Source organism: Pseudomonas sp. LRF_L74, from assembly GCF_965644255.1.
Classification (GTDB): Bacteria; Pseudomonadota; Gammaproteobacteria; order Pseudomonadales; family Pseudomonadaceae; genus Aquipseudomonas.
Map to the genome: position 1 here is coordinate 982,231 of NZ_CBFFRH010000001.1, position 25,727 is coordinate 1,007,957.

Sequence of the window (25,727 nt, forward strand, 5' to 3'; positions counted from 1 at the left end):
TCCACGCCATGAACAAGACCCTGCCTCTCTGCCTGATCGCCGGCCTCGCGGAAAACCGCGTGATCGGTCGCGACAACCAAATGCCCTGGCACCTGCCGGCCGACATGAAGCACTTCAAGGCGCTGACCATGGGCAAGCCGATCATCATGGGCCGCAAGACCTGGGAATCCCTGGGCCGTCCCTTGCCCGGCCGCCTGAACATCGTGGTCAGCCGTCAGCCGGACCTGCGGCTCGATGGCGCGGAGGTCTTCGCCACGCTGGATACCGCCGTGCTGCGCGCCGAGGCCTGGGCCCACGAGCAGGGGGTCGAGGAACTGATGCTGATCGGCGGCGCCCAGCTCTACGAGCAGGGCCTGGAGCATGCCGATCGCCTCTACCTGACGCGCATCGCCCTGATGCCCGAGGGCGATGCGTTGTTCCCGCCGGTGGACGATGCCATCTGGCGTTGCAGCGAGTCCGAGAACCACGAAGCGCTGGAGCAGGCGCCGGCGTATCGCTTCGAAACCTGGGTCAGGCGCCAGGCCTGATCCTTCGCTTCCCGTTTGCAAGCGGCCCGCTGATCGCCGGGCCGAGGCCTGAGCATGACTGATTCGCCCAATCGTTCCTCGCTGCTGATGCGCCATCCGTTGTGGGAGGATGCCCTGGCCATGCTCTGCGGCACGGCGATGGTGGCGCTGGGTATCGCCTTCTACGGCCACGCGGGGCTGCTCACCGGAGGCACGGTGGGCCTGGCGTTGCTGGTCAAGTACAGCCTGGGGTGGCCATTCGGCCTGGCGTTCTTTTTGCTCAACCTGCCGTTCTATGCCTTGGCCATCTGGCGCATGGGCTGGGCCTTCACCTTGCGCACCGTGTGCGCGGTGGGGCTGGTGTCGCTGTTCGCCGAACTGACCCCGCGCTGGGTGCGTTTCGCCGAACTCAACCTGTTCTATGCGGCGACTTTCGGCGGTTTCGCCATGGGCCTTGGCCTGCTCATGCTGTTCCGCCATCGCGCCAGCCTGGGTGGAGTGAACATCCTGGCGCTGTACCTGCAGGATCGTTTCGGCCTGCGCGCCGGCATGGTGCAGATGGTTGCCGATGCGAGCATCGTCACGGCGGCGATCTTCATCGTCGCAACGGACAAGGTGGCCTTGTCGGTGCTGGGCGCGGTGGCCCTGAACCTGGTCCTGGCCATCAACCACCGCGCCGGGCGCTACATGGGGACGAGCTGACTCACACCACCGGGGTGAACTGGATGATCTCGACCCAGTAGCCGTCCGGGTCCTTGATGAAGGCGATGTCCTTCATGCTGCCGTCGCTCAGGCGCTTCTGGAAGGTCACGCCCAGTTCCTCGAAGCGCGCGCAGGCGGCGCGAATGTCCGGCACCGCAACGCACAGATGGCCGAAGCCGCGTGGATCGCTGTTGCCACTGTGATAGCTGAACTCGGGGTCGTTCTCGGTGCCGTGGTTGTGGGTCAGTTCCAGCATGCCGGGAACCGATTTGCGCCACAGATGACGCTCGGCCGGATCACTGGGGATCTGCGACTTGTCGGCGATCAGGGCGACGAAGTAGAGGCTGAATTTGGCCTGCTCGAAATCGACTTTCTCAATCAGGGTGAAACCCAGCACACGGGTGTAGAAATCCAGCGAATGCTCAAGGTTCTTCACCCGGATCATGGTGTGGTTGTACACGAAGTCGGCGGTGGCGACGTCAGGCTTGGCGGTGACGCCGGGCAGGGCGTTGAGTTCGTCGAGGGTCATGTTGGGCTCCATCGGATAAGACACGGGTGGGCGATTGTAGACCGCCCGTGCGTGCTATTGGTGCCTGCGCAATGATCCGAGGCGTGCCATGTATCGAGAATGTTTATCATTAGCATGGTTAATGCTAATGAGAGGTGATAGCGTTTGTGGCTCTAAAACCAAAAAAGGTTCGACGCCATGCGCCATCGCGCTTCTTTCAGAAAAACCGCTCCCTGCAACGTTCCCGCAGGGCCAAGCCTGCTTGCGCTTGCCATTGCCTTGAGTTGTGCCAGTGCTCCTGCCTGGGCGGCCGAGCCCTCGGAATCCGAGCCGTCGGCCGCCGACTCCCAGGCCAGCACTCTGGAGCTGGAGGCCACGGCGGTCACCAGCAACCAGCTCGGCACCATCACCGAAGAGTCGAAGTCCTACACGCCGGGCAGCATCGCCACGGCTACCCGCCTGGTGCTGACGCCTCGGGAGACCCCACAGTCCATCAGCGTGGTGACACGCCAGCAGATGGACGACTTCGGCTTGAACAGTATCGACGACGTGATGCGGCATACGCCGGGCGTCAGCATCGTCACTTACGACTCGGAGCGTAACGAGTATTACGCGCGGGGCTTTGCCATCAACAATTTCCAATACGATGGCATACCGATGACCCGTGATTCGGCCTACTCCTCGGGTAATACGCTGAGCGACATGGCTATCTACGACCGCATCGAAGTGCTTAAAGGCGCAACAGGGCTGCTCACCGGGAGCGGTGATCCGGGCGCGACCATCAATCTGATCCGTAAGAAGCCGACCAACCAATTCAGTGGCCATCTCACCCTGGGCGCAGGGTCCTGGGATACCTACCGCAGTGAGGTCGATGTCGCCGGGCCGCTGACCGAAAGTGGCAACGTGCGTGGGCGTGCGGTCGCGGCCTACCAGGACAAACACTCGGTTCAGGATCGCTACGAGCGGGAAACCAAGGTTTTCTACGGCATACTCGAATTCGATCTGGATGAGAGCACCTTGCTCTCGGTCGGTGCCGACTATCAGGACAGCAATCCCGAGGGATCGACCTGGGGCGGCAATCCCATCTTCAACAGCGTGGGCGACTTCAACAAGGTCTCCCGCTCATTCAGTAACGCCGCCGACTGGAGCCATTGGGACCAGTACACGCGGACGGTCTTCGCCACGCTGGAACGTCAGTTCGACAACGGCTGGGTGGCCAAGGCGCAGCTCAACCACCAGATCAATGGCTATGACGCGGCGCTCGGTGCCGCCGCCTCCGGCAATCCAACCCCTGAAACCGGAGCCGGGGTGAATCTCTGGTTGGGCAAGTATGTCGGCAAGACCACCAGCGATGCGGTGGATGTCTATGCGAGCGGTCCTTTCCAGTTGTTCGGGCGCGAACATGAACTGGTTATTGGCGGCAGCGTAAAACGCAGCCATTGGGAAAGTGATGGCAAGGGCCCTCAGACCGGTTATGCCGGGGCTGTCGGCAATTTCTACGAGTGGAGCGGCGATATTCCCGAGCCCGCCTGGCAATACACTGGCGAAAATGACCGGGTGACCTGGGAAAACGGCTTGTATACGGCTTCGCGCTTCAGCCTGACGGATGACTTGAAACTGATGCTGGGCGCGCGCCTGGCCAACTACCGCAACGTCAGCAAGAGCAAAAGCGTTTACGACCCGCCCGTCAGTCACGAAACCCAGACCGAAACCGGCGTGGTCGTTCCCTATGCCGGCCTGATCTATGACCTGAACGACAACTTCTCCCTCTACGCCAGCTATACCAGCATCTTCAAGCCACAGTCGATTCGCACGGTCACTGGCTCCACGCTCGATCCACTCGAAGGTGACAGCTACGAAGCCGGGATCAAGGGCGAATTCTACGAGGGCCGCCTGAACGCCAGCCTGGCCTATTTCCAGATCAGGCAGGATAACTACGGCGTTGCGGTTGGTAACGTGCAGAACTCGACCGAAACAGCCTACGAGGCTGCCGATGGCGTCGTTACCAAGGGATACGAGGCTGAGATTTCCGGTGAGTTGTTGCCGGGGTGGAATGCCCAGGCCGGTTATACCCACAAGGTCGCACGGCAAGATGGCGACAAACTCTCCACCGTCGAGCCGGAGGATATCTTCAGCTTCTACACCACCTACAACCTCAAGGGCGCACTGGAGCCCTTGACCGTCGGTGGAGGTGCACGCTGGCAGAGCCGGAGCTGGGGTGAGGTCAGCCATCCGACGGCGGGAACCGTCGATTTCGGCCAGAGCGCCTACTGGCTGGTCGACGTGATGGCCAGGTATCAAGTGACCGATAACCTGTCCGCGACCCTCAACGTCAACAACCTGCTGGACAAGAAGTACCTGACGATCATGGACTTCTACAGCGTCTACTCCTGGGGCGAACCGCGCAACGTGATGCTGACCACCCGCTACGACTTCTGACCCTGACGGCCGCTGGCCAAAGCCGGCGGCAGTTCGATCAATTCGGTCATTACTTCCCCTCTCTCAAGCACCAGCCTGCCGACGCTGATCGGCAGGCTGAAGCGTCGCGGCCCGGCGCTGCCTGGGTTGAAGTGGCGGACGCCGTCATGAACCTCGTCCAGCGGCTTGTGCGAATGGCCGGACAGGACGATGTCGATACCTGCCGCCTGCGCATCGATCGGCAATTGCTTGCGGTCATGGATCAGGTACAGGCGCACGCCGGCGAACTCCAGCTCCAGGGTTTCGGGAATGGCGTCGGCCCAGGCATCGGTGTCGTTGTTACCGCGCACGACATGCAGCGGCGCCAGGGCGCGCAGGCTGTCGAGAATCCCGGGCGAGCCGATGTCGCCCAGGTGCAGCAGCACGTCGCAGCCTTGCAGGGCTTCCAGTGCTTCAGGGCGCAGCAGGCCGTGGGTGTCGGCGATCACGCCGATGCGTAGGGAAGGCGTCATGGGGAGAAAGAATAAATGATGCAGGCGTCAAAGGCCTGCATCGTTTCGGTCTTCCTCTATCCGTTCAGGCACGGGCGTCGTCCTGCTCCGCCGACTCCGGCAAGAACCAGTTCAGCAGCAGTGCGCAAATACCGCCGGTGGCCACGCCGGACTCCAGCACCGCGCGCAGAGCCTGCGGCATGTGGGCGAGGAACTCGGGAACCTGGGAGATGCCCAGGCCGAGGGCCAGGGACACGGCGATGATCAGCAGGGCGCGGCGGTCCAGGCGCACGCCGGCGATGATGTTGATGCCGGACGCAGCGACGGCGCCGAACATCACCAGCACCGCGCCGCCGAGCACCGGCTCCGGCACCGCCTGGATCACCCCGGCGACGCTGGGGAACAGGCCGAGCAGGATCAACATCGCGGCTATCCACAGGCCGACGTAGCGGCTGGCCACGCCGGTCAACTGAATCACGCCGTTGTTCTGGGCGAAGATCGAGCTGGGAAAGGTGTTGAACAACCCGGCCAGCAGCGAGTTGGCACCGTTGACCAACACGCCGCCCTTGATCCGCTGCATCCACAGCGGGCCTTGCACCGGTTGCCTGGAAACCTTGCTGGTGGCGGTGACGTCGCCGATGGCTTCCAACGAGGTGACCAGGTAGATCACCAGCATCGGGATGAACAGGCTCCAGGAAAAACCGAGGCCGAAGTGCAGCGGCGTCGGCACCTGGAACAGCTCGGCCTGGTGCATGCCGGTGAAGTCCAGGCGTCCGAGGTAGCCGGCCAGGCCGTAGCCGACGGCCAGGGCGATGACGATAGCGCCGCTGCGCATCCATACCACCGGTATGCGGTTGAGCACGACGATGATCGCCAGCACCGTACCGGACAGCAGCAGGTTCTCGCCATTGGCGAAGGTGCCGCCCGCCATCGCCGAGAAGCCACCGCCCATGCTGATCAGGCCGACCTTGATCAGGGTCAGGCCGATCATCAGCACGACGATGCCGGTCACCAGCGGGGTGATCAGGCGTTTGACGAACGGCAGGATGCGCGACACACCCATTTCGATGAACGAGCCGGCCATCACCACGCCGAAGATCGCCGCCATCACGCCTTCCACCGGCGTGCCGTTGTTCACCATCAACGCACCGCCGGCGATCAGCGGGCCGACGAAGTTGAAGCTGGTGCCCTGGACGATCAGCAACCCGGCGCCGAACGGGCCGAAGCGCTTGCACTGGACGAAGGTGGCGATGCCGGAGATCACCAGGCTCATCGACACGATCAGGTTGGTGTCGCGCGCCGATACGCCCAGCGCCTGGCAGATCAACAGGCCTGGGGTGACGATGGGCACGATGATCGCCAGCAGGTGCTGCAGCGCGGCGAGCAGGGCAACGGGGAGCGCGGGGCGGTCTTCCAGGCCGTAGACCAGGTCGTTGCGCTCGGAGGTGTTCTGTTCGGGGGCGCTCATGCTGGCGTGGCTCCGCAAAAGAGCGCGATTCTAGGGGAGGGAGAAGAGCAGCCTCAAGCCACAAGTTTCAAGCTGCAAGTAAGCGCCCGAGGCGACGAAGTCGCTTGACGGGCGCTGGAGAGGATCGTCCACGCTGAAAGGCTTGCATTTGTGAATTCATCTCATTATCTGCTAGCGTGCGCGCCTCTTCACTTCGAGCTGCATCGACGTGCCGTCCTGGAATGCCCAACTTGCCCGCCTGTTTCTCGAACAGCGCAAAGCGCTGGAGGCGTTCGTCGCCCGGCGTACGGGCAATCGCCAGGTGGCGGCCGACCTGACGCAGGAAGCCTTTCTACGTCTGGCGCGGCTGCCGGACACCGAGCGCATCGACAACCTGCGGGCATTTCTCTTCACTGTCGCCGGTAATCTGGCCCTCGATCACCAGCGCCAGGCCCAGCGGCGCAGCCAGGTCGAGGGCGAGATGCCCAAGCAGGAGCCGGAGTGCAGCCAGCCGGATGGCTTGCAGCGGCTGGCCGCCGAGCGGGAACAATCACTTTTGCAGGATGCGATTGGTGCGTTGCCTGAGCAGCGCCGCCGCATTTTCCTGCTGTATCACGTCGAGGGTATGACCTATCGCGAGATCGCCGAACGCGAGGCGACCACTGCGCGCAGTGTGGAATATCATTTGCGCCAGGCCTTGATCGATTGCCGGGCTTTCATCAAGGCTCGATTGCGCCCGAATTTGCGAGCAAGGAATCCCCAGCCATGAATGACGACGAACTGTTCGCCCAGGCCAGCGCCTGGCATTTTCGTCTGCAGGCCGAGGATGTCAGCGAGCAGGATCGCCGGGATTTCGCGATCTGGCTGCAACAAGGCGAGGCCCATTCTCTGGCATGGGACGAAGCTCAGACTCTGCTGGCCGCACTGATGCCTGCCGCGCGGGAGGTGTACCACACGGCTCCCGCACGCCGCCGTCAGACCTGGCCTTGGGCGACCGCAGCGGCACTGTTGCTCGCCTTGGGGCTGGCCTGGCAGACGCCTTGGCCAGACCGCTTGCGCGCCGATTACTACACCGCCGTGGGAGCATCCAGAACCGTCGAGCTGGCCGACGGATCACGTATCGAACTCAACACCGACGCGGCATTGCGCGTCGAGCTCAGTGGCGCTGAACGTCGTGTCGAATTGCTGCGTGGAGAAGCCTGGTTCGATGTCGCCCACGATGTCAGTCGGCCTTTCGTGGTCGAAAGTGATGGCTTGCAAGTGCGCGTGCTGGGCACTCAGTTCGATGTGGTTCGCGAGGCTGACCATACCCGTGTACGGCTTGCCCAAGGCCGTGTCGAAGCCAGCGTCAAAGGCGGGTCACCCGTGGTGCTGGCGCCGGGCCAGTCTGTTGCGCTGGAGCGAGGGCAGCTTTCTTCGCTGAGTGATTTCGATCCGGCCCAGGCGTTTGCCTGGCGTCAGCGCCAACTTGTGTTTCGCCAACAGGCGCTAGGAGAGGTAATCGCTGAGTTGAACCGCTACTGGCCGGGCCGGTTGCTGGTTGCTGACCAGGCACTTGAAAGTCGTCCGGTTTCGGGGGTCTTCGAGATCGACAAGCCCGAGGCTGTATTGCGTGCATTGCAATTGACCCTGGGCCTGCAGGTCGAGCACTACACGCCTTATCTGACGGTGCTGCGCGGCGGCAAGTAGAAACTCCACGATCGATTGCAAAAAACTTCAGGGATTTTTGCGGGGCCGTCGTCCTTGGTGATGAGGCGCGAATTACAAGCACTCGCAAGTAGTGCCCAGTGCGCCGATATGGATTCGATCATCGGGGAGTTCTTCATGCATCACCTTACTGCTCGCCAGTGCGGCCTGCCGTCGCTGCTGTCTCTGGCCATCGCATTGGCCGCTGTTCCACACCTGGCTGTCGCTGCCGCAGCGGCTCCGGAGCAGCAGCAGGTACTGCGCTTCGATATTGCTGCGCAGTCGCTCGATGCAGCGCTGGCCGCGTTTTCGGCCGTGACCCGAACTCAGGTGCTGGTGTCTGCCGAGCTGACCCGCGATCTGCATTCGCCCGGCGTTTCCGGCAGCTATGTCCAGAGCGAGGCATTGGCTCGCCTGTTGGCCGGTACCGGGCTGGCGGCACGTTTTGTCGATGGCGATACGGTGACGTTGGAGCCGCTCGCTCAGGGCGGGCGATCATTGGCGCTGGGGGCCACGACGATTACCAGCCGCAGCCTGGAGTCGGCCACCGGACATGTCGATGGCTACGTCGCCCAGCGCAGTGCCACGGCAACCAAGACGGATTCCGGGCTGCTGGACGTTCCGCAAACCGTCAACGTCATCACCCAGGATGAAATCAAGGTCAGGGGCTCGCAGAGCGTGACCGAGGCGTTGCGCTATACGCCAGGTATCAGCACGGGCGGTTTTGTTGACCGTTCGAAGAGTTTCGATGAGCCGACTTCTCGCGGTTTCTCCCCGACACCGTTGTACCTCGACGGTCTGCACCTGCCATACGGTGGCGGCAGCATCGGCGGGGCCTTGCAGGTCGATCCCTATACCCTGGAGCGCATCGAGGTGCTGAAGGGGCCGGCCTCGGTTCTCTACGGGCGCAATGAGCCTGGCGGTGTCGTCAACATGGTATCGAAGCGTCCGTCAGCGACTCCTGTCAGGGAGGTTGTGCTGGGGGGCGGCAGTTATGATCGTCACTATGGCGCTCTGGATATCGCAGACTCTCTGGACGAGCAGAAGACCTATCTGTACCGGCTGACCCTGCTGGGCTCCGAGCAAGGTTCGGAAATCGACTATGCGCAGCAGCAGCGCTTCCTGATCGCGCCGAGCTTCACCTGGAACATCGGCGATCGGACCGCTCTCACTCTGTATGGGCAGTACCAGAAAGACAACGATGTACCTGAATCGCAGGGGTTGCCCTCGGTTGGCAGCCGATTCGATAGCCCGAATGGAAAGATCAAGCGCAGCCGTTTTATCGGTGATCCCGACACCAATGCTTTCGACCGAGAGCAATTCGTGATCGGCTATGAGTTCAGCCATGAGCTGAACGATACCTGGACGCTTAGGCAGAACAGCCGTTATGCCTACGTCGATGATCACTACGTAGCCCCGCTGCATGGTTATGGTTTCGTGGCCAATCCCTTAACCGGGGAGAACGATCAGAGCCATATGACCCGCTACGGTGTGAACTGGGCTCAAACCAACAAGGTGTTCGGCATGGATAACACCGCTCAGGCCAGGTTCAACACGGGAGATATAGAGCATACGGTGCTGATTGGCCTCGACTACTACCACTTCGCTTCGACGTTCCTCGGGTTGTACTCCTACGAGGGTGAGTCGCCGATCATCGACCTATATGCACCGGTCTATGGCCAATCCTTCACCTTCGGCTCCCCGAACCGCTGGCACAACACCATAACCCAGACCGGGTTGTATGTTCAGGACCAACTGAAATGGAACCAGTGGTTCGTCACCCTGGGGGGCCGTTACGACTGGGCTGAAACGGACAACAACCGTACGCAGCCACGCTTTGGCGTGGTGGTGGATACCAAGGCCAAGGATGAGAAATTCACCGGACGCATCGGTGCCGGCTACGCATTCGAAAGTGGCGTGACTCCCTATGTCAGCTATTCGGAGTCGTTTTTGCCGACCTCTGGTACCGACTGGCTGGGCAATGAGTTCGAACCATACTCCGGCAAGCAATACGAAGCAGGCATCAAGTACCAGCCACCTGGACAGAACAGTTTCATTCAAGTGTCGGTCTATCAGATCGATCAGAAGAATGTGCTGACCTCGGACGAGCAGAACCCAGGCTTCAGCAGCCAGTCCGCCGAGCAGCGCTCACGGGGTTTCGAGGTCGAAGGCAAGGCCAGCCTGAGCAACAACCTCGGCATCATCGCCGCGTTCTCGCGCAACGATATCGAGTACACCAAAGACAACGATGGCCGTGAAGGACGGCATCCGGCAGGGGTGCCACCGATGACGGCGTCGCTCTGGCTTGATTACGCGCTGACGGGGGACACGATGCTCGCAGGGCTGGGGGCAGGAATCGGTGCTCGTTATGTTGGCCAAACCGACGGTACGACAACGGCGAGCAATCATTTCACCGTACCTGCCTACACCGTCTATGACGCCATGCTGTCCTACGACTTTGGCAAGTCCAGGCTGAACGTCAAAGGGCTCAAGCTACAGATGAACGTGGAGAACCTGACCGATAAGGAATACATCAGCGGCTGTACTGGCGTGTGGGAATGCTTCTATGGACGTGGCCGCACCGTGACGTCGAACCTTACCTACGCTTGGTGATTCGGCGAGTACCCCGGTTTTGAGGAGTTGCCATGCAAGGAAACGCCTCTGAATCGATCAACCCCGCTTCCGCAACAGCCCGGCACCGTGCCGGGCTGGTTTCTAGCAGGTGGTGATCAACCGTCCAGCAACGCCTTGTTCCTCACCGCGCCTTTGTCGGCGCTGGTGGCGAGCAGGGCGTAGGCCTTGAGTGCGGTGGTCACGCGGCGGGCGCGTTTCTGGGCCGGCTTCCAGCCTTTCTGGTCCTGCTCGACGCGGCGCGCGGCCAGTTCTTCATCGCTGACCAGCAGGTTGATGCTGCGGTTGGGGATGTCGATCAGCACTTTGTCGCCGTCCCTGACCAGGCCGATGGCGCCACCGGCGGCGGCTTCCGGCGAAGCGTGGCCGATGGACAGGCCGCTGGTGCCGCCGGAGAAGCGACCGTCGGTGAGCAGGGCGCACTGTTTGCCCAGGCCCTTTGATTTCAGGTAGCTGGTCGGGTAGAGCATTTCCTGCATGCCCGGGCCGCCTTTCGGGCCTTCGTAGCGGATGATGACGATGTCGCCGGCCTTCACTTCGTCGGCGAGGATGCCCTTCACGGCGCTGTCCTGGCTCTCGAAGACCTTGGCGTTGCCTTCGAACACCAGGATCGACTCGTCGACACCGGCGGTCTTCACCACGCAGCCGTCGAGGGCGATGTTGCCGTACAGCACGGCCAGGCCGCCCTCTTGCGAATAGGCATGCTCGACACTGCGGATGCAGCCGTTGGCGCGATCGTCGTCCAGGCTCGGCCAGCGGGTGCTCTGGCTGAACGCGGTCTGGCTCGGGATGCCTGCCGGGCCGGCCTTGAAGAAGTGATGCACCGCTTCATCGCTGCTCTGGGTGATGTCCCACTGGGCGATGGCGTCACGCATGCTCGGGCTGTGCACGGTGTGCACGTCGGTGTGCAGCAGGCCGCCACGGGCCAGTTCGCCGAGGATGGAGAAGATGCCGCCGGCGCGGTGCACGTCTTCCATGTGGTACTTCTGGATGTTCGGCGCCACCTTGCACAGCTGCGGCACCTTGCGCGACAGGCGATCGATGTCGCGCAGGTCGAACGGCACCTCGCCTTCCTGGGCCGCGGCCAGCAGGTGCAGGATGGTGTTGGTCGAGCCGCCCATGGCGATGTCGAGCATCATGGCGTTCTCGAACGCCTTGAGGGTGGCGATGTTGCGCGGCAGTACGCTTTCGTCGTTTTCGCCGTAGTAGCGTTGGCACAGTTCGACGGCCAGGCGGCCGGCGCGCAGGAACAGTTGCTCGCGGTCGCTGTGGGTGGCCAGGGTCGAGCCGTTGCCCGGCAGGGACAGGCCCAGGGCTTCGGTCAGGCAGTTCATCGAGTTGGCGGTGAACATGCCGGAGCAGCTGCCGCAGGTCGGGCAGGCGCTGCGCTCGTACTCGGCGACTTTCTCGTCGGAGGCGCTGCTGTCGGCGGCGATGACCATGGCGTCGACCAGGTCCAGGCCATGGCTGGCCAGCTTGGTCTTGCCGGCTTCCATCGGCCCGCCGGAAACGAACACCACCGGGATGTTCAGGCGCAGGGCGGCCATCAGCATGCCGGGGGTGATCTTGTCGCAGTTGGAGATGCAGACGATGGCGTCGGCGCAGTGGGCGTTGACCATGTACTCGACGGAGTCGGCGATGATCTCGCGGCTCGGCAGCGAATAGAGCATGCCGTCGTGGCCCATGGCGATGCCGTCGTCCACCGCGATGGTGTTGAACTCCTTGGCCACGCCACCGTGCTTCTCGATCTCGCGGGCGACCAGCTGGCCGAGGTCTTTCAGGTGCACGTGGCCGGGCACGAACTGGGTGAAGGAGTTGGCGATGGCGATGATCGGTTTCTTGAAGTCTGCGTCCTTCATCCCGGTGGCGCGCCACAGCGCACGGGCACCGGCCATGTTGCGGCCATGGGTGGAGGTCTTCGAGCGATAGTCAGGCATGACGGTTTCCTGCGGCTAATCAGGTGTCTGGTTATGTGCGTTGCGTGAGCGCATGGGACCGGTGGCAAACGGCAGATGACCGTGCGTTCGGAGGAGCCGCGATGCGCAACGGGTTTACCGTTCACGCGGCCAGCTCACTGGCCCGCCGAAGGATGGTTGGCGAGGAATGCCGTGATTCTACGCCTCTCGGCGACATCGGGGAAAGGGCGACCGACAGCGAGCAGGGTTCCCGGTCATTCGTATCGGGCGGGCCAGGGAGGCTGGTGAGTTCACGGATGGGGCGGATGGTGTCCGTGGCGGGCATGCGCGCTGGCAACCACCCAGAGGCCGAGAGTGATCCGCTCTAGGTCGCGGCCCAGGTGCTCGCCGTAGTCTGTTAGGACTAAGAGCTTGCGCGGGACTTATGCGCACGCTTGAATGGCCGCCATGACCAGACGCCTGCTACTTATCGACGACCATGCCTTGTTCCGTTCCGGGATCGGCATGGTGCTGACCACCGGACTACCGGACGTGGAAATTTTCGAGGCGGCTTCGTTGGACGAGGCGCTGCTTTGCCCCTGCGAGGAGCCGGACCTGCTGTTGCTCGACGTGCAGCTCGAAGGCCTCAATGGCCTGGATGGGATTGCCGTGTTCAAGCGCAAGTGGCCGCTGGCGAAGGTGGTGATGGTGTCGGCCATCCAGGACTCGCAGGTGGTGAATGAGGCACTCGCGCGTGGGGCGCAGGGTTTCATCTGCAAGGCCGAGACGCCGACGCGGATGCTGGAGCTGGTCGAACAGGTCCTCCGTGGCCAGATGCCGATCACTGGCGAGCGCGTGCCGGAGGGCGTCGTTGCGCAACAGGCGATCAAGCTGACGCCGCGCCAGTGCGAGGTGCTCGACCTGATGAGCCGTGGGCTGTCGAACAAGATGATCGGTCGGCGCATGAACCTCTCGGAAAACACCGTGCGCGTGCATGTCCAGGCCACGCTTGCCGCTCTGCAGGTGTCCAGCCGCTCCGAGGCGGCGTTCGTGGCCCGGCGCCTGGGCCTGGTCAATTGAGGCCAGCGCCCGGCAGCGAGCCCGAGCAGAACATCCGCATCGAGCAGGTGCGCCTGGTGTTCAACGGCATGAAGAACTCGCTGCTGCTGGGCAGCACGTTGGCGGTGGTGCTGACGCTGACCCTGCAGACCCCGGAGAATCTCCACCTCATGCTTGCCTGGCTGGCCATGGTGGTCGGCGGCAGGGTGACCTGCGTCAGCTATGCGATGTTCGCCCTGCACCGGGGTGTCACTGTCGGCAATGCTTCGCGGCTGATCCTCGGCATGGCGCTGATCAAGGTGTTCGAAGGCCTGGCCTGGGGCACCCTGGCCTGGATCGTCATGGGCCAGGCACCGCTGCCCTACCAGTTGCTGGTCATGGCCTCGCTGGCTGGGGTCAGTGGTAATGCGGTGTCGCTGTTGGCGCCGGTTTTTCCACTGTATGCGAGCATGCAGATTCCCCACTTGCTGATCGTCGCCTGCCGCCTGTGGACACTCGACGACAACCCCTACAAGGTGCTGGCCGTCGGTTGCCTGCTCTATATCGTCGGGCAGATCGGCCAGGCTCTGCTGATACAACGTTCGTCGCGGCAATCCATTGCCCTGCGGTTCGAGAACCTGGAGCTGGTCGAGCGCTTGCGGGTGGCTTCCGAACGCGCCGAACAGGCCCGGCAAAAGGCCGAAGATGCCAACCTGGCCAAGTCGAAGTTCCTTGCCGCGGCCAGCCATGACCTGCGCCAGCCTGTGCATGCCCAGGAGCTGTTCCTCGAGGTTCTGGCGCGTGGCGAGTTGTCCGAGCTGCAGCGCAAGGTCTTGGGCAATGCGCGCATGGCGGGCCAGGCATCGGCACAGATGCTCAATACCCTGCTGGATTTTTCGCGCATCGAGGCGGGCGTGATCGAGCCGCAGCGCCGTTCCTTCCATTTGCAGCCGCTGCTGAACAAGCTGGAGAACGAACTGGGCAGCCAGGTCGATGCCAAGAACATCGTTTATCGCAGTCGTGAAACCCACCTGGCGGTGGATTCCGACCCGGCACTGCTGGAACTGATGCTGCGCAACCTGATCACCAACGCGATTCGCTATACCGAGCACGGCGGCCTGCTGGTGGCCTGTCGCAAGCGTGGCAATGCGGTGTCCATCGAGGTCTTCGATACCGGCATCGGCATTGCGCCAGAGCAGCAGGCCGAGGTGTTCCGCGAGTTCCACCAGTTGGGCAACCCGGAGCGTGACCGGCAAAAGGGCCTGGGGCTCGGCCTGGCGATCAGCCAAGGGCTGGCCCGTTCGCTGGGCCATGAGCTGAGCCTGGTGTCGCGTCCGGGCCAGGGCAGTGTGTTTCGCCTGAGCCTGCCGCTGGCCAGGGACGGTATCGGTGCGGATCTGCTGAACACTGCCTCGCAGTTGCAGATGGAGCGCCTATGCGGCATGCGCGTGCTGGTGATCGAGGACGACGACATCGTGCGCGAGGCCATGCTGCAACTGCTCGGCAACTGGGGCTGCGAATGCCGGGCCGCCGAGCATATCGACGAAGCCTTGCAGCAGGTCGCCGATTGGCCGGTGCAGATGCTGATCAGCGACTACCGCCTGCGCGAGCACCGCACCGGTGCCCAGGCGATCAGCCAGGTTCGTGCCGCGGTCGGTTATCCACTGCCGGCGCTGATCATCACGGGCGATACCGCCCCCGAGCGTCTGCGCGAGGCGCGTAGCAGCGGCGTGCCGTTGCTGCACAAGCCGGTATCGCCGGCACAACTGGCCAGGGCCTTGATCGAAAAAGCTTGAAGGTCGCCGCAGGCCACTGGCTCGCGGCGCGCGGCTAATACCCCTGCGACAACTTGGGTTATTCCGGCCTTCGACCGCTGTCGCTATACTTTCTCAAGCCCGCGAAAACCGTGGCCGCGGGCCTGTATAGCCACGATGAGGGTGTACCGTGAACCTGATAAGAAAGATGCTGACGGCCAATGCCGCCGTCCTGGTGCTATGGGCCGCCGGCGCTCAGGCCGCGACCAACGATGCCATCGCCGAACGCATCAAGCCGGTGGGCGAAGTCTGCGTCCAGGGCCAGGAGTGCAAGGGCGTGAATGCGGTCGCCGCAGTTGCCGCTGGCGGTGGCGCGAAGTCTCCTGACCAAGTGGTGACCGCCCATTGCGGTGCCTGCCATACCGCTGGCGTGCTGGGCGCGCCGAAGATCGGCGATGGCGCCGACTGGAAGAAGCGCGCCGACGAGCAGGGTGGCCTCGACGGTCTGTTGGCCAAGGCTATCTCCGGCGTGAATGCCATGCCGCCGAAAGGCACTTGCGCCGATTGTTCGGACGACGAGCTCAAGGCCGCCATCCAGAAGATGTCCGGGCTTTAGCCTGAGTGCACGAGCGTCGCGATGGCCGCGAGACGCTCGGCCTTGAGCGCTTCGCCCAGTTCCGCGCCCTGCAGGCCGCGCTCGATCAGCGGCTGGATGGCAACGGCTCGGGCTGCCTCGGCGGCCTGCTCGAATAATTCGGCTCTCCCGCAGAGCGGCGGCTGCAGGCGGCAAACGGCGAGAAACTCCTCGAAGCGCGAGGGCCTGCGGTAGACGTCGAAGCGTTGCAGCAGGTCGAGCAGGGCGGCGGCAGGGGGCGTTGCGCTCTCCTGTGCCAGCGGCAGGTACTGAGCGCTCAGTTGTGCCAGTTCCTGGCATTCACGGGGCGCCTTGAGCCGCTGGTTGATCGTGCATATCGCCTGTGCCGCCAAGTCTTGCAGCAGGCAGGCCCAGCGCACCGTAAGTGGGTGCTCGGCTGCGGCGCTGGATTGCAGTCGTGCCAGCGCCTGACGCAGGTGCCCGGCGGATAGCGTGTCCAACTCCGGAAATATCCTGGCCAAGGCGCCACAATCGCGCAGCGCTTCGATGAATACCTGTGGGCTGGGTTCCATCAGCGCGCGGGAGATTTCCTTCCAACTGCGTTCTGCGGTCAATGCTTCCAGCTCGCCGGATTCGGCGAGCTGGCGCATCAGCTCCAGGGTTTCTCCGGCGATGCGAAACCCCAGGGGCGCATAGCGTGCGGCGAAACGGGCCACGCGCAGCACGCGCAACGGGTCTTCGGCGAATGCCGGTGAGACATGGCGCAGGAGGCGTGCGTCGAGATCGAGCCGGCCGCCATAAGGGTCGACGACGTTGCCGCTGTCGTCTTCGGCCATGGCGTTGATGGTCAGGTCGCGGCGGGCGAGGTCGTCTTCCAGGGTGACCTCCGGGCTGGCGTGGAAGACGAAGCCGCCATAGCCCTTGCCCGACTTGCGCTCGGTACGCGCCAGGGCATATTCCTCGCCGGTCTGCGGGTGGAGGAACACCGGGAAGTCCCCGCCCACGGGCTTGAAGCCCTGCTTGTGCATGGCTTCGGCGCTGGCGCCAACCACGACCCAGTCGACGTCGCTGACCGGGCGGCCGAGCAGGCGGTCGCGCACGGCGCCGCCAACCTTGTAGATCTGCATGTGTGAATCCTCCGAGCGCGGAGGATAAGCCAAGGCCGCCGCCGCTGTCGTGGTCAGCGGCGGCCTGGCTCAGATCGGCGGGATGGCCAGGTCCAGGCGCGGGTACTCGCTCTGGCTGTCGTGCTCGCCACGGGGCGGGACGTGCTGGGTGCCGATGGTCTGCTCGCCCTGGCGAACCTCCAGGTGAATGTCGAAGCCCCAGAGCCGGTGCAGGTGCTTGAGCACTTCGTCGGTGGAGTCGCCCAGCGGTTTGCGGTCGTGCTGCTGGTGGCGCAGGGTCAGCGAGCGGTCACCACGGCGGTCGACACTGTAGATCTGCACGTTGGGCTCGCGATTGCCGAGGTTGTACTGTGCCGCCAGGGTTTCGCGGATGGTCCGGTAACCGGGTTCGTCATGAATCGCCGGGACGATCATCTCGTCCTGCTGGTCGTCGTCCATCACGCTGAACAGCTTGAGGTCGCGGATCACCTTGGGTGACAGGTATTGCAGGATGAAGCTCTCGTCCTTGAAGTTCTGCATGGCGAACTTGATGGTGCTCAGCCAGTCAGCGCCGGCCAGGTCGGGGAACCAGCGGCGATCCTCCTCGGTGGGGTTTTCGCAGATGCGACGGATGTCGCAAAAGATGGCAAAGCCCAGGGTGTAAGGGTTGATCCCGCTGTAATAGGGGCTGTCGAAGCCGGGCTGGAAGATCACGCTGGTGTGCGACTGCAGGAACTCCAGCATGAAGCCGTCGTTGATCAGGCCTTCGTCGTAGAGGTCGTTCATCAGCGTGTAATGCCAGAAGGTGGCCCAGCCTTCGTTCATCACCTGGGTCTGGCGTTGTGGGTAGAAGTACTGGGCGATCTTGCGCACGATGCGGATCACCTCGCGCTGCCAGGGCTCCAGCAGCGGCGCGTGCTTTTCCAGGAAGTAGAGGATGTTTTCCTGCGGCTCGGACGGCCAGCGGTTGTTGTCCTGTTCCTGGTTCTTGGTCGCACTCTTGGGAATGGTGCGCCAGAGGTCGTTGATCTGCCGTTGCAGGTGTTCTTCGCGGTCCTTCTGGCGGCGGCGCTCTTCTTCGGCGGAGATCGGGTAGGGGCGTTTGTAGCGGTCCACGCCGTAGTTCATCAGGGCGTGGCAGGAATCGAGCAGGTCTTCCACCGCGTCGATGCCATGACGCTCCTCGCACTGCATGATGTACTGCTTGGCGAACACCAGGTAGTCGATGATCGAACTGGCGTCGGTCCAGGTACGGAACAGGTAGTTGCCCTTGAAGAAGCTGTTGTGGCCGTAGCAGGCGTGGGCGATCACCAGCGCCTGCATGCACATGGTGTTTTCTTCCATGAGGTAGGCGATGCACGGGTCGGAGTTGATCACGATCTCGTAGGCCAGGCCCATCTGCCCGCGGCTGTAGCCTTTTTCGGTGCTGAGGAAGTGCTTGCCGTAGGACCAGTGGTGATAGCCGAGCGGCATGCCCACGGAGGCGTAGGCGTCCATCATCTGTTCGGCGGTGATCACCTCGATCTGGTTGGGGTAGGTGTCGAGGGCATAGCGTTCGGCCAGGCGCGCGATTTCCTTGTCGTACTGGCGAACCAGATCGAAGGTCCATTCCGAGCCGGTGGAAATGGGTTGGCGCTTCTTGTCGCTCATGTCGCGGCTCCTCAGGTTACGAGTCGGCGCTGGAACAGCTCGCGGAACACCGGGTAGATGTCCGCGGGCGACACCAGTTGCTGCTGGGCGAAGGTGTCGGCGAACGCTTCACCGACCTGTTCGTACTCGAACCACAGCGCCTGGTGCTCCCTTGGGGTGATCTCGACGTAGGTGAAGTACTGCACGAACGGCATGATCTGGTTGATCAGGATATCGCGACAGATCGGTGAATCGTCATTCCAGTTGTCGCCATCCGACGCCTGGGCGGCGTAGATATTCCATTCGTTGATCGGGTAACGCTCGGCCATGATCTCCTGCATCATTTTCAGCGCGCTGGAGACGATGGTGCCGCCGGTTTCCCGCGAGTAGAAGAATTCTTCCTCGTCGACTTCCTTGGCGCTGGTGTGGTGGCGGATGAACACCACCTCGATCTTGTCGTAGTTACGCTTGAGGAACAGGTACAGGAGGATGAAGAAGCGCTTGGCGATGTCCTTGGTCGCCTGGGTCATCGAGCCGGACACGTCCATCAGGCAGAACATCACCGCCTTGGAACTGGGGTTGGGCTGCTTGGTCAGCAGGTTGTACTTGAGGTCGAACGTGTCGAGGAACGGCACGCGGTTGATGCGGCCGCGCAGCTTGGTGACCTCGGCCTCCAGTTCGAGGATGTCGCCGAGGTTGTCCGGCTCTTCGCGCTTGAGGCGTTCGAGTTCGGTCAAGGCTTGCTTGAGTCGCGCCCGGCTGCTGCCGGACAGGGCGATGCGCCGCGCGTGGGCCGAGCGCAGTGTGCGGATGATGTTGATGCGCGAGGGATTGCCCTCGCTGCTGATGCCGGCGCGCACGGTCTTGAAGGTGTCGGCGCCGGTCAGGTGGCGCTTGACCAGGTTGGGCAGCTCCAGGTCCTCGAACATGAAGTCGAGGAATTCTTCCTGGGTGATCTGGAACACGAACTCGTCCATGCCTTCGCCGGATTTGCTCGCCTTGCCCGCCCCGCGACCGCCGCCGCCACCTTGCTGGCGAGGAATGCGTTCGCCAGTGGTGAATTCCTTGTTGCCAGGGTGAACGGTGGTCTGCTTGCCGCCACGGCCGTGGTGAAGCACCGGCTCGTCGATATCGCGACCGGGAATGCTGATCTGCTCGCCGTGCTCCATATCGGTGATGGAGCGCCGACTGACCGCCTCTTCGACGGCCTTCTTGATGTGGTCACGGTAACGCCGCAGGAAGCGCTGGCGGTTCACCGTGCTCTTGTTCTTGCCATTCAGGCGACGGTCGATCACATAGCTCATAGCCCCTCCGGGGCAGTTGCAAGCCGCAAGCCATAAGCTGCAAGTAAGAGCGGGGCTTCTACTTGCAGCGTGGCTTGCCGCCCATGACTGCTGTTACTGCGATTTGCGAACCCGCAGGTACCACTCGGACAGCAGGCGGACCTGCTTCTCGGTGTAGCCGCGCTCGACCATTCGGGTGACGAAGTCGTTGTGCTTCTGTTGATCCTCCTTGCTCGCCTTGGCATTGAAGCTGATGACCGGTAACAGGTCCTCGGTGTTGGAGAACATTTTCTTCTCGATCACCACGCGCAGCTTCTCGTAGCTGAGCCAGGTCGGGTTCTTGCCGTTGTTGTTGGCGCGGGCGCGCAGCACGAAGTTGACGATCTCGTTGCGAAAATCCTTCGGATTGCTGATGCCGGCTGGTTTCTCGATTTTCTCCAGTTCCTCGTTGAGGGCGACGCGGTTGAGGATCTCGCCGGTTTCCGGGTCGCGGTATTCCTGATCCTGGATCCAGAAGTCCGCGTACAGCACGTAGCGGTCGAAAATGTTCTGACCGTATTCGCTGTAGGACTCCAGGTAGGCGGTCTGGATTTCCTTGCCGATGAATTCGATGTAACGCGGCGCCATGTATTCCTTGAGGAAGCGCAGGTAGCGCTCGCGGACTTCGGCGGGGAATTGTTCCTGGTCGATCTGTTGTTCCAGCACGTAGAGCAGGTGCACCGGATTGGCGGCGACTTCGTGCGGGTCGAAGTTGAACACCTTGGACAGGATCTTGAAGGCAAAGCGGGTCGACAGGCCGTTCATGCCTTCGTCGACGCCGGCCGCGTCGCGGTATTCCTGGATCGACTTGGCCTTGGGGTCGGTGTCCTTGAGGTTCTCGCCGTCGTAGACGCGCATCTTCGAATAGATGTTGGAGTTCTCCGGTTCCTTCAGGCGGCTGAGGGTGGAGAACTGGGCGAGCATCTTCAGGGTGTCCGGCGCGCAGTGGGCGTTGGCCAGCGAGCTGTTGATCAGCAGCTTGTCGTAGATCTTGATCTCGTCGGAAACGCGCAGGCAGTACGGCACCTTGACGATGTAGATGCGGTCGATGAAGGCCTCGTTGTTCTTGTTGTTGCGGAAGCTGTGCCACTCCGATTCGTTGGAGTGAGCAAGGATGATGCCGTTATAGGGAATCGCGCCGAGGCCTTCGGTGCTGTTGTAGTTGCCTTCCTGGGTCGCGGTGAGCAGCGGATGGAGCACCTTGATCGGCGCCTTGAACATCTCGACGAACTCCATCAGGCCCTGGTTGGCGCGGCACAGCGCGCCGGAGTAGCTGTAGGCGTCGGCGTCGTTCTGCGGGAATTCCTCGAGCTTGCGGATATCCACCTTGCCGACCAGCGCGGAGATGTCCTGGTTGTTCTCGTCGCCCGGTTCGGTCTTGGCCACGGCGATCTGGTTGAGGATCGACGGGTACAGCTTGACCACGCGGAACTGGCTGATGTCGCCGCCGAACTCCTGCAGGCGCTTGGTGGCCCAGGGCGACATGATGCTGTTCAGGTAGCGGCGCGGGATGCCGAAGTCTTCCTCGAGGATGGCGCCGTCTTCGGTGGCATTGAACAGCCCCAGGGGAGATTCGAATACCGGAGAGCCCTTGATGGCGTAGAAGGGCACCTTTTCCATCAATTGCTTGAGTTTTTCCGCCAGGGACGACTTGCCGCCGCCGACTGGGCCGAGAAGATAGAGAATCTGTTTCTTCTCTTCCAGGCCTTGGGCCGCATGACGGAAATAGGACACGATCTGGTCGATGCACTCTTCCATGCCATGGAAGTCGGCGAACGCCGGGTAACGGCGGATGACCTTGTTGGAGAAGATTCGCGACAGGCGAGAGTTGCTCGAAGTATCGATCAGCTCCGGCTCGCCTATGGCCATCAGCAAACGCTCGGACGCCGATGCATAGGCGCTGCGATCCGCCTTGCACAGGTCGAGGTACTCCTGAAGCGAGTACTCCTCCTGGCGGGTCGCCTCGAAACGTTGCTGGAAGTGGCTGAAAATACTCATGTCTGCACCTCGCTCGCTGCGTGAATCCGGGACGGGACATTCGGGCGGGTGCGGGAGTGGCCGAAAGGACGGTCTGCCGAGTCTCCCCTGAAACACCAAAGATCGCTGCCGAAAGGCCCGGAACCGGTGTGCCGGCTCTCCCTGTTGGATGGCCTCGAACTAAAGAGTAGTCGGCTTTCGGCAAGTTCAAGGTGGAGGAGCGAATTAGCGAGGGCGACCGTTCGTCCCCCTTGTGCTGGAGCGCAGCAATGACGGGGGATTGCGGTCAGAAAATTTTTTTATTCGCTTTCGCTATGACTGACGTGCTGGGGAAACTGGTTGCGCCATAGTTCGAAGCCACCGTCGAGGCTGTACACCTCGGAGAAGCCCTGGTTGGCCAGGTAAGCGGCTGCGCCCTGGCTGGAGTTACCGTGGTAGCAGCTGACGATCAGTGGCTTGTCGAAGTCCGCCCGGGCGATGAAGTCCGCCAGTGAATGATTGTCCAGGTGCAGGGATTGGCTGATGTGGCCGCTGGCGAAGCTCTGTGGATCGCGGATATCGACCACTACGGCACCCTGGTCGCGCAAGGACTGGGCCTGTTCCGGGGAAATGCGTTTGAACTCGCTCATGTTCCAGTCTCCTTGCAGGCGCACTGCAGGCGCACGCCGCTATCGATATTCATCAGGGTCATGCTGCCGCCCCACACGCAACCGCTGTCCAGGGCGCTGATCCCGGGCTCGTCGCAGCGTGCCTCCAGGGCTGCCCAGTGACCGAAGATGATCTTCTGCCCACGGGTCTTGCGCTGCGGGTGGCTGAACCAGGGGGCGTAGCCGGCGGGCGCGGTGCCCACGCCTTCCTTGGACTTGAGGTCGAGTACGCCATCGGCGGTACAGAAACGCATGCGCGTGAAGTAGTTGGTGATCACGCGCAGGCGCGTCACGCCATGCAGGTCCTTGCTCCAGCGATCCGGCTCGTTGCCGTACATGCCGTCGAGAAACAAGGGCAGGCGCGCATCGTCGCGCAGCACCTCCTCGACCTCGGCGGCACGGCGCAAGGCTTTTTCCATCGTCCATTGCGGTGGGATGCCTGCATGCACCAGGGCTGTGTCGCGCTCGGCGTCGTAGTGCATCAGCTTCTGCTGGCGCAGCCAGTCGAGCAACTCGGAGCGGTCCGGGGCATCGAGGATTTCCTGCAGCGTATCGCCCTTTTTCAGGCGCTCGACGTTGTTCGCCACGGCCAGCAGGTGCAGGTCGTGATTGCCCAGCACGCAAACCAGCGCGTCGCGGATCGAATAAAGGAAGCGCAAGGTCTCCAGCGACTGCGGACCCCGGTTGACCAGGTCGCCGACCAGCCAGAGGCGGTCCTGCTGCGGGTCGAAGCCGACATGTTCGAGCAGGCACTTGAGTGGCGTCAGGCAGCCTTGCAGATCACCAACCGCATAAGTCGCCATCAGTGCAGGACCCCCGGAACGGCCAGGCGAAAGGGCGCGACGGTGGCGTCGAAGTGGATGCCGTCATCGGCGATCATCTGGTAGCTGCCGTACATGCTGCCGACCTGGGTGGCCATTACCGTGCCGCTGCTGTAGGTATGGCTGGCGCCAGGCTCGATGTGCGGCTGCTGGCCGATGACGCCAGCGCCGCGCACTTCCTGAACCTTGCCGTCGCCGTCGGTAATGATCCAGTGGCGGCTGAGCAGCTTGGCCGCCTGGGCGCCGCTGTTGTGGATGGTCACGGTATAGGCGAAGGCGTAACGGCTCTGCTGCGGATCGGACTGGTCCGGGAGAAAACGCGTTTCCACGCTGACGTCGATCTGGTAGTCGCTTTGGCTCATTGAGAGTCTAGTCCTGTGGGGTCGCCATCTGCGCCGCCAGTTGGTCGGCAAGACGGACAAAGGCCGCGAGGTCGAGTTGTTCGGGGCGCAAGCCGCCATCCACCTGGGCCGCTTCGATGGCGTTTGCATCGAGCAGGCCCTTGAGGGTGTTGCGCAAGGTCTTGCGGCGCTGGTTGAACGCCTCGCGCACGATGCGTTCGAGCAGGCGATGATCCTTGGCCGGGTGAGGGAGTGTCTCATGAGGTACAAGACGGACGATGGCCGAGTCGACTTTAGGTGGCGGATTGAAGGCGCCGGGGCCGACATTGAACAGGTGCTCCACGCGGCAGTGGTACTGGACCATGATCGACAGGCGACCCCAGTCGCCGCCACCCGGCCCTGCGGCCAGGCGCTCGACCACTTCCTTTTGCAGCATGAAGTGCATGTCGCGGATCAGCGAGGCATTGCTCAGCAGGTGGAAGATCAGCGGCGTGGAGATGTTGTAGGGCAGGTTGCCGACCACACGCAGGCTGGCGGGCGCGGCATCGAGGCGGTTGAAGTCGAATTTCAGTGCGTCGCCCTGGTTGAGGCGAAAGTTCGGCTTGCCGGCGAACTTGGCTTCGAGGATCGGGATCAGGTCGAGGTCGAGTTCGATCACGTCGAGCTGGGCGCCGCTGTCGAGCAGGCCTTCGGTTAGCGCGCCCTGGCCGGGGCCGATCTCCAGCAGGCGCTCGCCCGGACGCGCATGGATGGCACGCAGGATGCGATGGATGACGCCGGCGTCATGCAGGAAGTTCTGGCCGAAGCGCTTGCGCGCGCGGTGTTGGTATTCGGACATCTGAAGGCAGCTCCAGTGGGAGCAGCTTGAAGCTTGAAGCTTGAAGCTGGAAGCGGAAAAGCGAACGGCGGATCTTAGCAGTCCTGCCAGTGTAGGAAAAATGCAGTTATCAGGCGCGCTCTTCGCGAGCCGCCGCCATTTGACTGGCGGTTTCCAGGGCGACCTTCAGGCTGCCCGTATCGATTCGACCGCTGCCTGCCAGGTCGAGGGCGGTGCCATGGTCGACCGAGGTGCGAATGATTGGCAGGCCCAGGGTGATATTGACCGCGGCGCCGAAGCCTTTGTACTTGAGCACGGGCAGGCCCTGGTCGTGGTACATCGCCAATACGGCATCGCACTGTTCGAGGTGTTTGGGGGTGAACAGCGTGTCGGCGGGCAGTGGGCCGACCAGGTCCATCCCCTCTTCGCGCAAGCGTGCCAGGGTCGGTTCGATGACTTCGATCTCCTCGCGCCCCAGGTGGCCGCCCTCGCCAGCATGGGGATTGAGACCGCAGACCAGGATGCGTGGATTGGCCAGGCCGAACTTGTCGCGCAAATCGGCGTGGAGGATCCGCGTGACCCGGGCCAGGCGCTCTGGGGTGATGGCAGCGGCAACGTCCTTGAGCGGCAGGTGGGTGGTCACCAGGGCGACGCGCAGGCCGTGGGTGGCGAGCATCATCACCACCTGTCCGGTGTGGGTCAGCTCGGCGAGAAACTCGGTGTGGCCGGAGAAGGCGATACCGCCCTCGTTGATGATGCCTTTATGGACCGGCGCGGTGATCATCCCGGCGAAGGTGCCGTCCAGGCAGCCTTTGCCCGCACGAACCAGGGTTTCCAGGACGTAGCCGGCGTTGGCCTTGTCCAGTTGGCCGGGCACTACGGGGGCGTTTACCGGCGTATCCCAGACATAAAGACTGCCGGCTGGCGCTGCCGCCTCTGGCCAGTTACCGGGGCCCACGTCGATCAGCTCGATCTTCAGAGCAAGTTGGCGAGCGCGCTCAGCCAGTACGGTTCTGCTGGCAATGGCGACGACTGGCTGCGACTGCCGTTGCTGGGCGGTCAATAGACTCAGGTCCGGGCCGATACCGGCAGGCTCTCCGGGAGTCAGGGCGAAAACGGTGGTCATGGCATGTTCTCCGGGGAGCCAGGCTAGTGGCGGCCGAGGCATTGTTTTTAGTGGCTGCTGCGAGGTAGGAGCGGACATCGTGCGATAACCGTTCTTACACGGTGTGTTTAGCCGTCACTCCCGCGCAGGCGGGAGCCCAGATGCTTCTAGTCCTCTGGATTCCCGCCTGCGCGGGAATGACGGCGTAACGAATGTCCGCTCCTGCCTAATAGCGGCCTGTCAGCGGCTGTCTGTGCAGCGATTCTAACCCTTCCGAAACTCGGCGCGAAA

Annotated in this window: 22 protein-coding genes; 9 read left to right on the forward strand and 13 right to left on the reverse strand. The window is 62.8% G+C overall.

The features are described 5' to 3' along the window. The first annotated feature begins 8 nt into the window (after positions 1-8). Positions 9-527 (forward strand): dihydrofolate reductase, encoded by a 519-nt coding sequence (locus ACSZPK_RS04565; protein ID WP_437880190.1) that lies wholly within the window; start codon positions 9-11, stop codon positions 525-527. 54 nt (positions 528-581) lie between these two features. Continuing rightward, positions 582-1,208 carry a YitT family protein gene (locus tag ACSZPK_RS04570; protein WP_437880191.1) on the forward strand — a complete coding sequence of 209 codons (627 nt, stop codon included), beginning with the start codon at positions 582-584 and terminating at the stop codon, positions 1,206-1,208. A 1-nt stretch (position 1,209) separates the two neighbouring features. On the opposite strand, the gene gloA is transcribed toward ACSZPK_RS04570, so the two are convergent. Beyond that, positions 1,210-1,737: a lactoylglutathione lyase gene (gloA, locus tag ACSZPK_RS04575; protein ID WP_437880192.1), complete on the reverse strand. Its 528-nt coding sequence runs from the start codon at positions 1,735-1,737 to the stop codon at positions 1,210-1,212. 177 nt (positions 1,738-1,914) lie between these two features. On the opposite strand from gloA, the gene ACSZPK_RS04580 reads away from it, so the two are divergent. Next, positions 1,915-4,155 carry a TonB-dependent siderophore receptor gene (locus tag ACSZPK_RS04580; protein ID WP_437880193.1) on the forward strand — a complete coding sequence of 747 codons (2,241 nt, stop codon included), beginning with the start codon at positions 1,915-1,917 and terminating at the stop codon, positions 4,153-4,155. Here ACSZPK_RS04580 and ACSZPK_RS04585 read toward each other — a convergent pair. Then, positions 4,143-4,646, reverse strand: coding sequence for a metallophosphoesterase family protein (locus tag ACSZPK_RS04585; protein ID WP_437880194.1), 504 nt, complete (start codon positions 4,644-4,646; stop codon positions 4,143-4,145). The genes ACSZPK_RS04580 and ACSZPK_RS04585 overlap by 13 nt on opposite strands. Before the next feature lie 64 nt (positions 4,647-4,710). After that, positions 4,711-6,093 carry a nucleobase:cation symporter-2 family protein gene (locus tag ACSZPK_RS04590; RefSeq protein ID WP_437880195.1) on the reverse strand — a complete coding sequence of 461 codons (1,383 nt, stop codon included), beginning with the start codon at positions 6,091-6,093 and terminating at the stop codon, positions 4,711-4,713. Between the two features lie 208 nt (positions 6,094-6,301). Between ACSZPK_RS04590 and ACSZPK_RS04595 the strand changes: the two genes are divergently transcribed. The 3 genes from ACSZPK_RS04595 (at position 6,302) to ACSZPK_RS04605 (ending at position 10,371) form a co-directional block, all read left to right on the forward strand. Beyond that, positions 6,302-6,841 carry an RNA polymerase sigma factor gene (locus tag ACSZPK_RS04595; protein ID WP_437880196.1) on the forward strand — a complete coding sequence of 180 codons (540 nt, stop codon included), beginning with the start codon at positions 6,302-6,304 and terminating at the stop codon, positions 6,839-6,841. Next, positions 6,838-7,761 carry a FecR family protein gene (locus tag ACSZPK_RS04600; RefSeq protein ID WP_437880197.1) on the forward strand — a complete coding sequence of 308 codons (924 nt, stop codon included), beginning with the start codon at positions 6,838-6,840 and terminating at the stop codon, positions 7,759-7,761. The genes ACSZPK_RS04595 and ACSZPK_RS04600 overlap by 4 nt, the downstream gene beginning before the upstream one ends. 135 nt (positions 7,762-7,896) lie before the next feature. Beyond that, the gene (locus ACSZPK_RS04605) at positions 7,897-10,371 is read left to right on the forward strand and encodes a TonB-dependent siderophore receptor (RefSeq protein ID WP_437880288.1); all 2,475 of its coding nucleotides are present in this window, start codon (positions 7,897-7,899) and stop codon (positions 10,369-10,371) included. 116 nt (positions 10,372-10,487) lie between these two features. On the opposite strand, the gene ilvD is transcribed toward ACSZPK_RS04605, so the two are convergent. Beyond that, entirely contained in the window at positions 10,488-12,326 is a 1,839-nt protein-coding gene (gene ilvD, locus ACSZPK_RS04610) for a dihydroxy-acid dehydratase (RefSeq protein WP_437880198.1), read from the reverse strand. A 426-nt stretch (positions 12,327-12,752) separates the two neighbouring features. On the opposite strand from ilvD, the gene ACSZPK_RS04615 reads away from it, so the two are divergent. The 3 genes from ACSZPK_RS04615 (at position 12,753) to ACSZPK_RS04625 (ending at position 15,692) form a co-directional block, all read left to right on the forward strand. Continuing rightward, positions 12,753-13,364: a response regulator gene (locus tag ACSZPK_RS04615; RefSeq protein WP_437880199.1), complete on the forward strand. Its 612-nt coding sequence runs from the start codon at positions 12,753-12,755 to the stop codon at positions 13,362-13,364. Further along, on the forward strand, positions 13,361-15,118 hold the full coding sequence (locus ACSZPK_RS04620) for an ATP-binding response regulator (RefSeq protein ID WP_437880200.1): 1,758 nt from the start codon (positions 13,361-13,363) through the stop codon (positions 15,116-15,118). Before ACSZPK_RS04615 ends, ACSZPK_RS04620 begins: the two co-directional genes overlap by 4 nt. A gap of 148 nt (positions 15,119-15,266) precedes the next feature. Beyond that, positions 15,267-15,692: a c-type cytochrome gene (locus ACSZPK_RS04625; RefSeq protein WP_437880201.1), complete on the forward strand. Its 426-nt coding sequence runs from the start codon at positions 15,267-15,269 to the stop codon at positions 15,690-15,692. On the opposite strand, the gene ACSZPK_RS04630 is transcribed toward ACSZPK_RS04625, so the two are convergent. The 9 genes from ACSZPK_RS04630 to pdxA form a co-directional block, all read right to left on the reverse strand. Further along, positions 15,689-16,798, reverse strand: a complete 1,110-nt coding sequence (locus ACSZPK_RS04630) for a multifunctional CCA addition/repair protein (RefSeq protein WP_437880202.1) — start codon at positions 16,796-16,798, stop codon at positions 15,689-15,691. The genes ACSZPK_RS04625 and ACSZPK_RS04630 overlap by 4 nt on opposite strands. A gap of 69 nt (positions 16,799-16,867) precedes the next feature. Continuing rightward, entirely contained in the window at positions 16,868-18,427 is a 1,560-nt protein-coding gene (locus ACSZPK_RS04635) for a SpoVR family protein (RefSeq protein WP_437880203.1), read from the reverse strand. An 11-nt stretch (positions 18,428-18,438) separates the two neighbouring features. Further along, the gene (locus ACSZPK_RS04640; protein ID WP_437880204.1) at positions 18,439-19,710 is read right to left on the reverse strand and encodes a YeaH/YhbH family protein; all 1,272 of its coding nucleotides are present in this window, start codon (positions 19,708-19,710) and stop codon (positions 18,439-18,441) included. A gap of 93 nt (positions 19,711-19,803) precedes the next feature. Continuing rightward, positions 19,804-21,726, reverse strand: coding sequence for a PrkA family serine protein kinase (locus tag ACSZPK_RS04645; protein ID WP_437880205.1), 1,923 nt, complete (start codon positions 21,724-21,726; stop codon positions 19,804-19,806). A 278-nt stretch (positions 21,727-22,004) separates the two neighbouring features. After that, positions 22,005-22,334 carry a thiosulfate sulfurtransferase GlpE gene (gene glpE / locus ACSZPK_RS04650; protein ID WP_437880206.1) on the reverse strand — a complete coding sequence of 110 codons (330 nt, stop codon included), beginning with the start codon at positions 22,332-22,334 and terminating at the stop codon, positions 22,005-22,007. Beyond that, on the reverse strand, positions 22,331-23,155 hold the full coding sequence (locus ACSZPK_RS04655; RefSeq protein WP_437880207.1) for a symmetrical bis(5'-nucleosyl)-tetraphosphatase: 825 nt from the start codon (positions 23,153-23,155) through the stop codon (positions 22,331-22,333). Before ACSZPK_RS04655 ends, glpE begins: the two co-directional genes overlap by 4 nt. Beyond that, the gene (apaG, locus tag ACSZPK_RS04660; protein WP_437880208.1) at positions 23,155-23,535 is read right to left on the reverse strand and encodes a Co2+/Mg2+ efflux protein ApaG; all 381 of its coding nucleotides are present in this window, start codon (positions 23,533-23,535) and stop codon (positions 23,155-23,157) included. The genes ACSZPK_RS04655 and apaG overlap by 1 nt, the downstream gene beginning before the upstream one ends. Positions 23,536-23,542: 7 nt before the next feature. Next, on the reverse strand, positions 23,543-24,352 hold the full coding sequence (rsmA, locus tag ACSZPK_RS04665) for a 16S rRNA (adenine(1518)-N(6)/adenine(1519)-N(6))-dimethyltransferase RsmA (RefSeq protein WP_437880209.1): 810 nt from the start codon (positions 24,350-24,352) through the stop codon (positions 23,543-23,545). A gap of 109 nt (positions 24,353-24,461) precedes the next feature. Beyond that, complete coding sequence (gene pdxA / locus ACSZPK_RS04670; protein WP_437880210.1) at positions 24,462-25,457, reverse strand: 4-hydroxythreonine-4-phosphate dehydrogenase PdxA; 996 nt, start codon at positions 25,455-25,457, stop codon at positions 24,462-24,464. Positions 25,458-25,727: the final 270 nt, after the last annotated feature.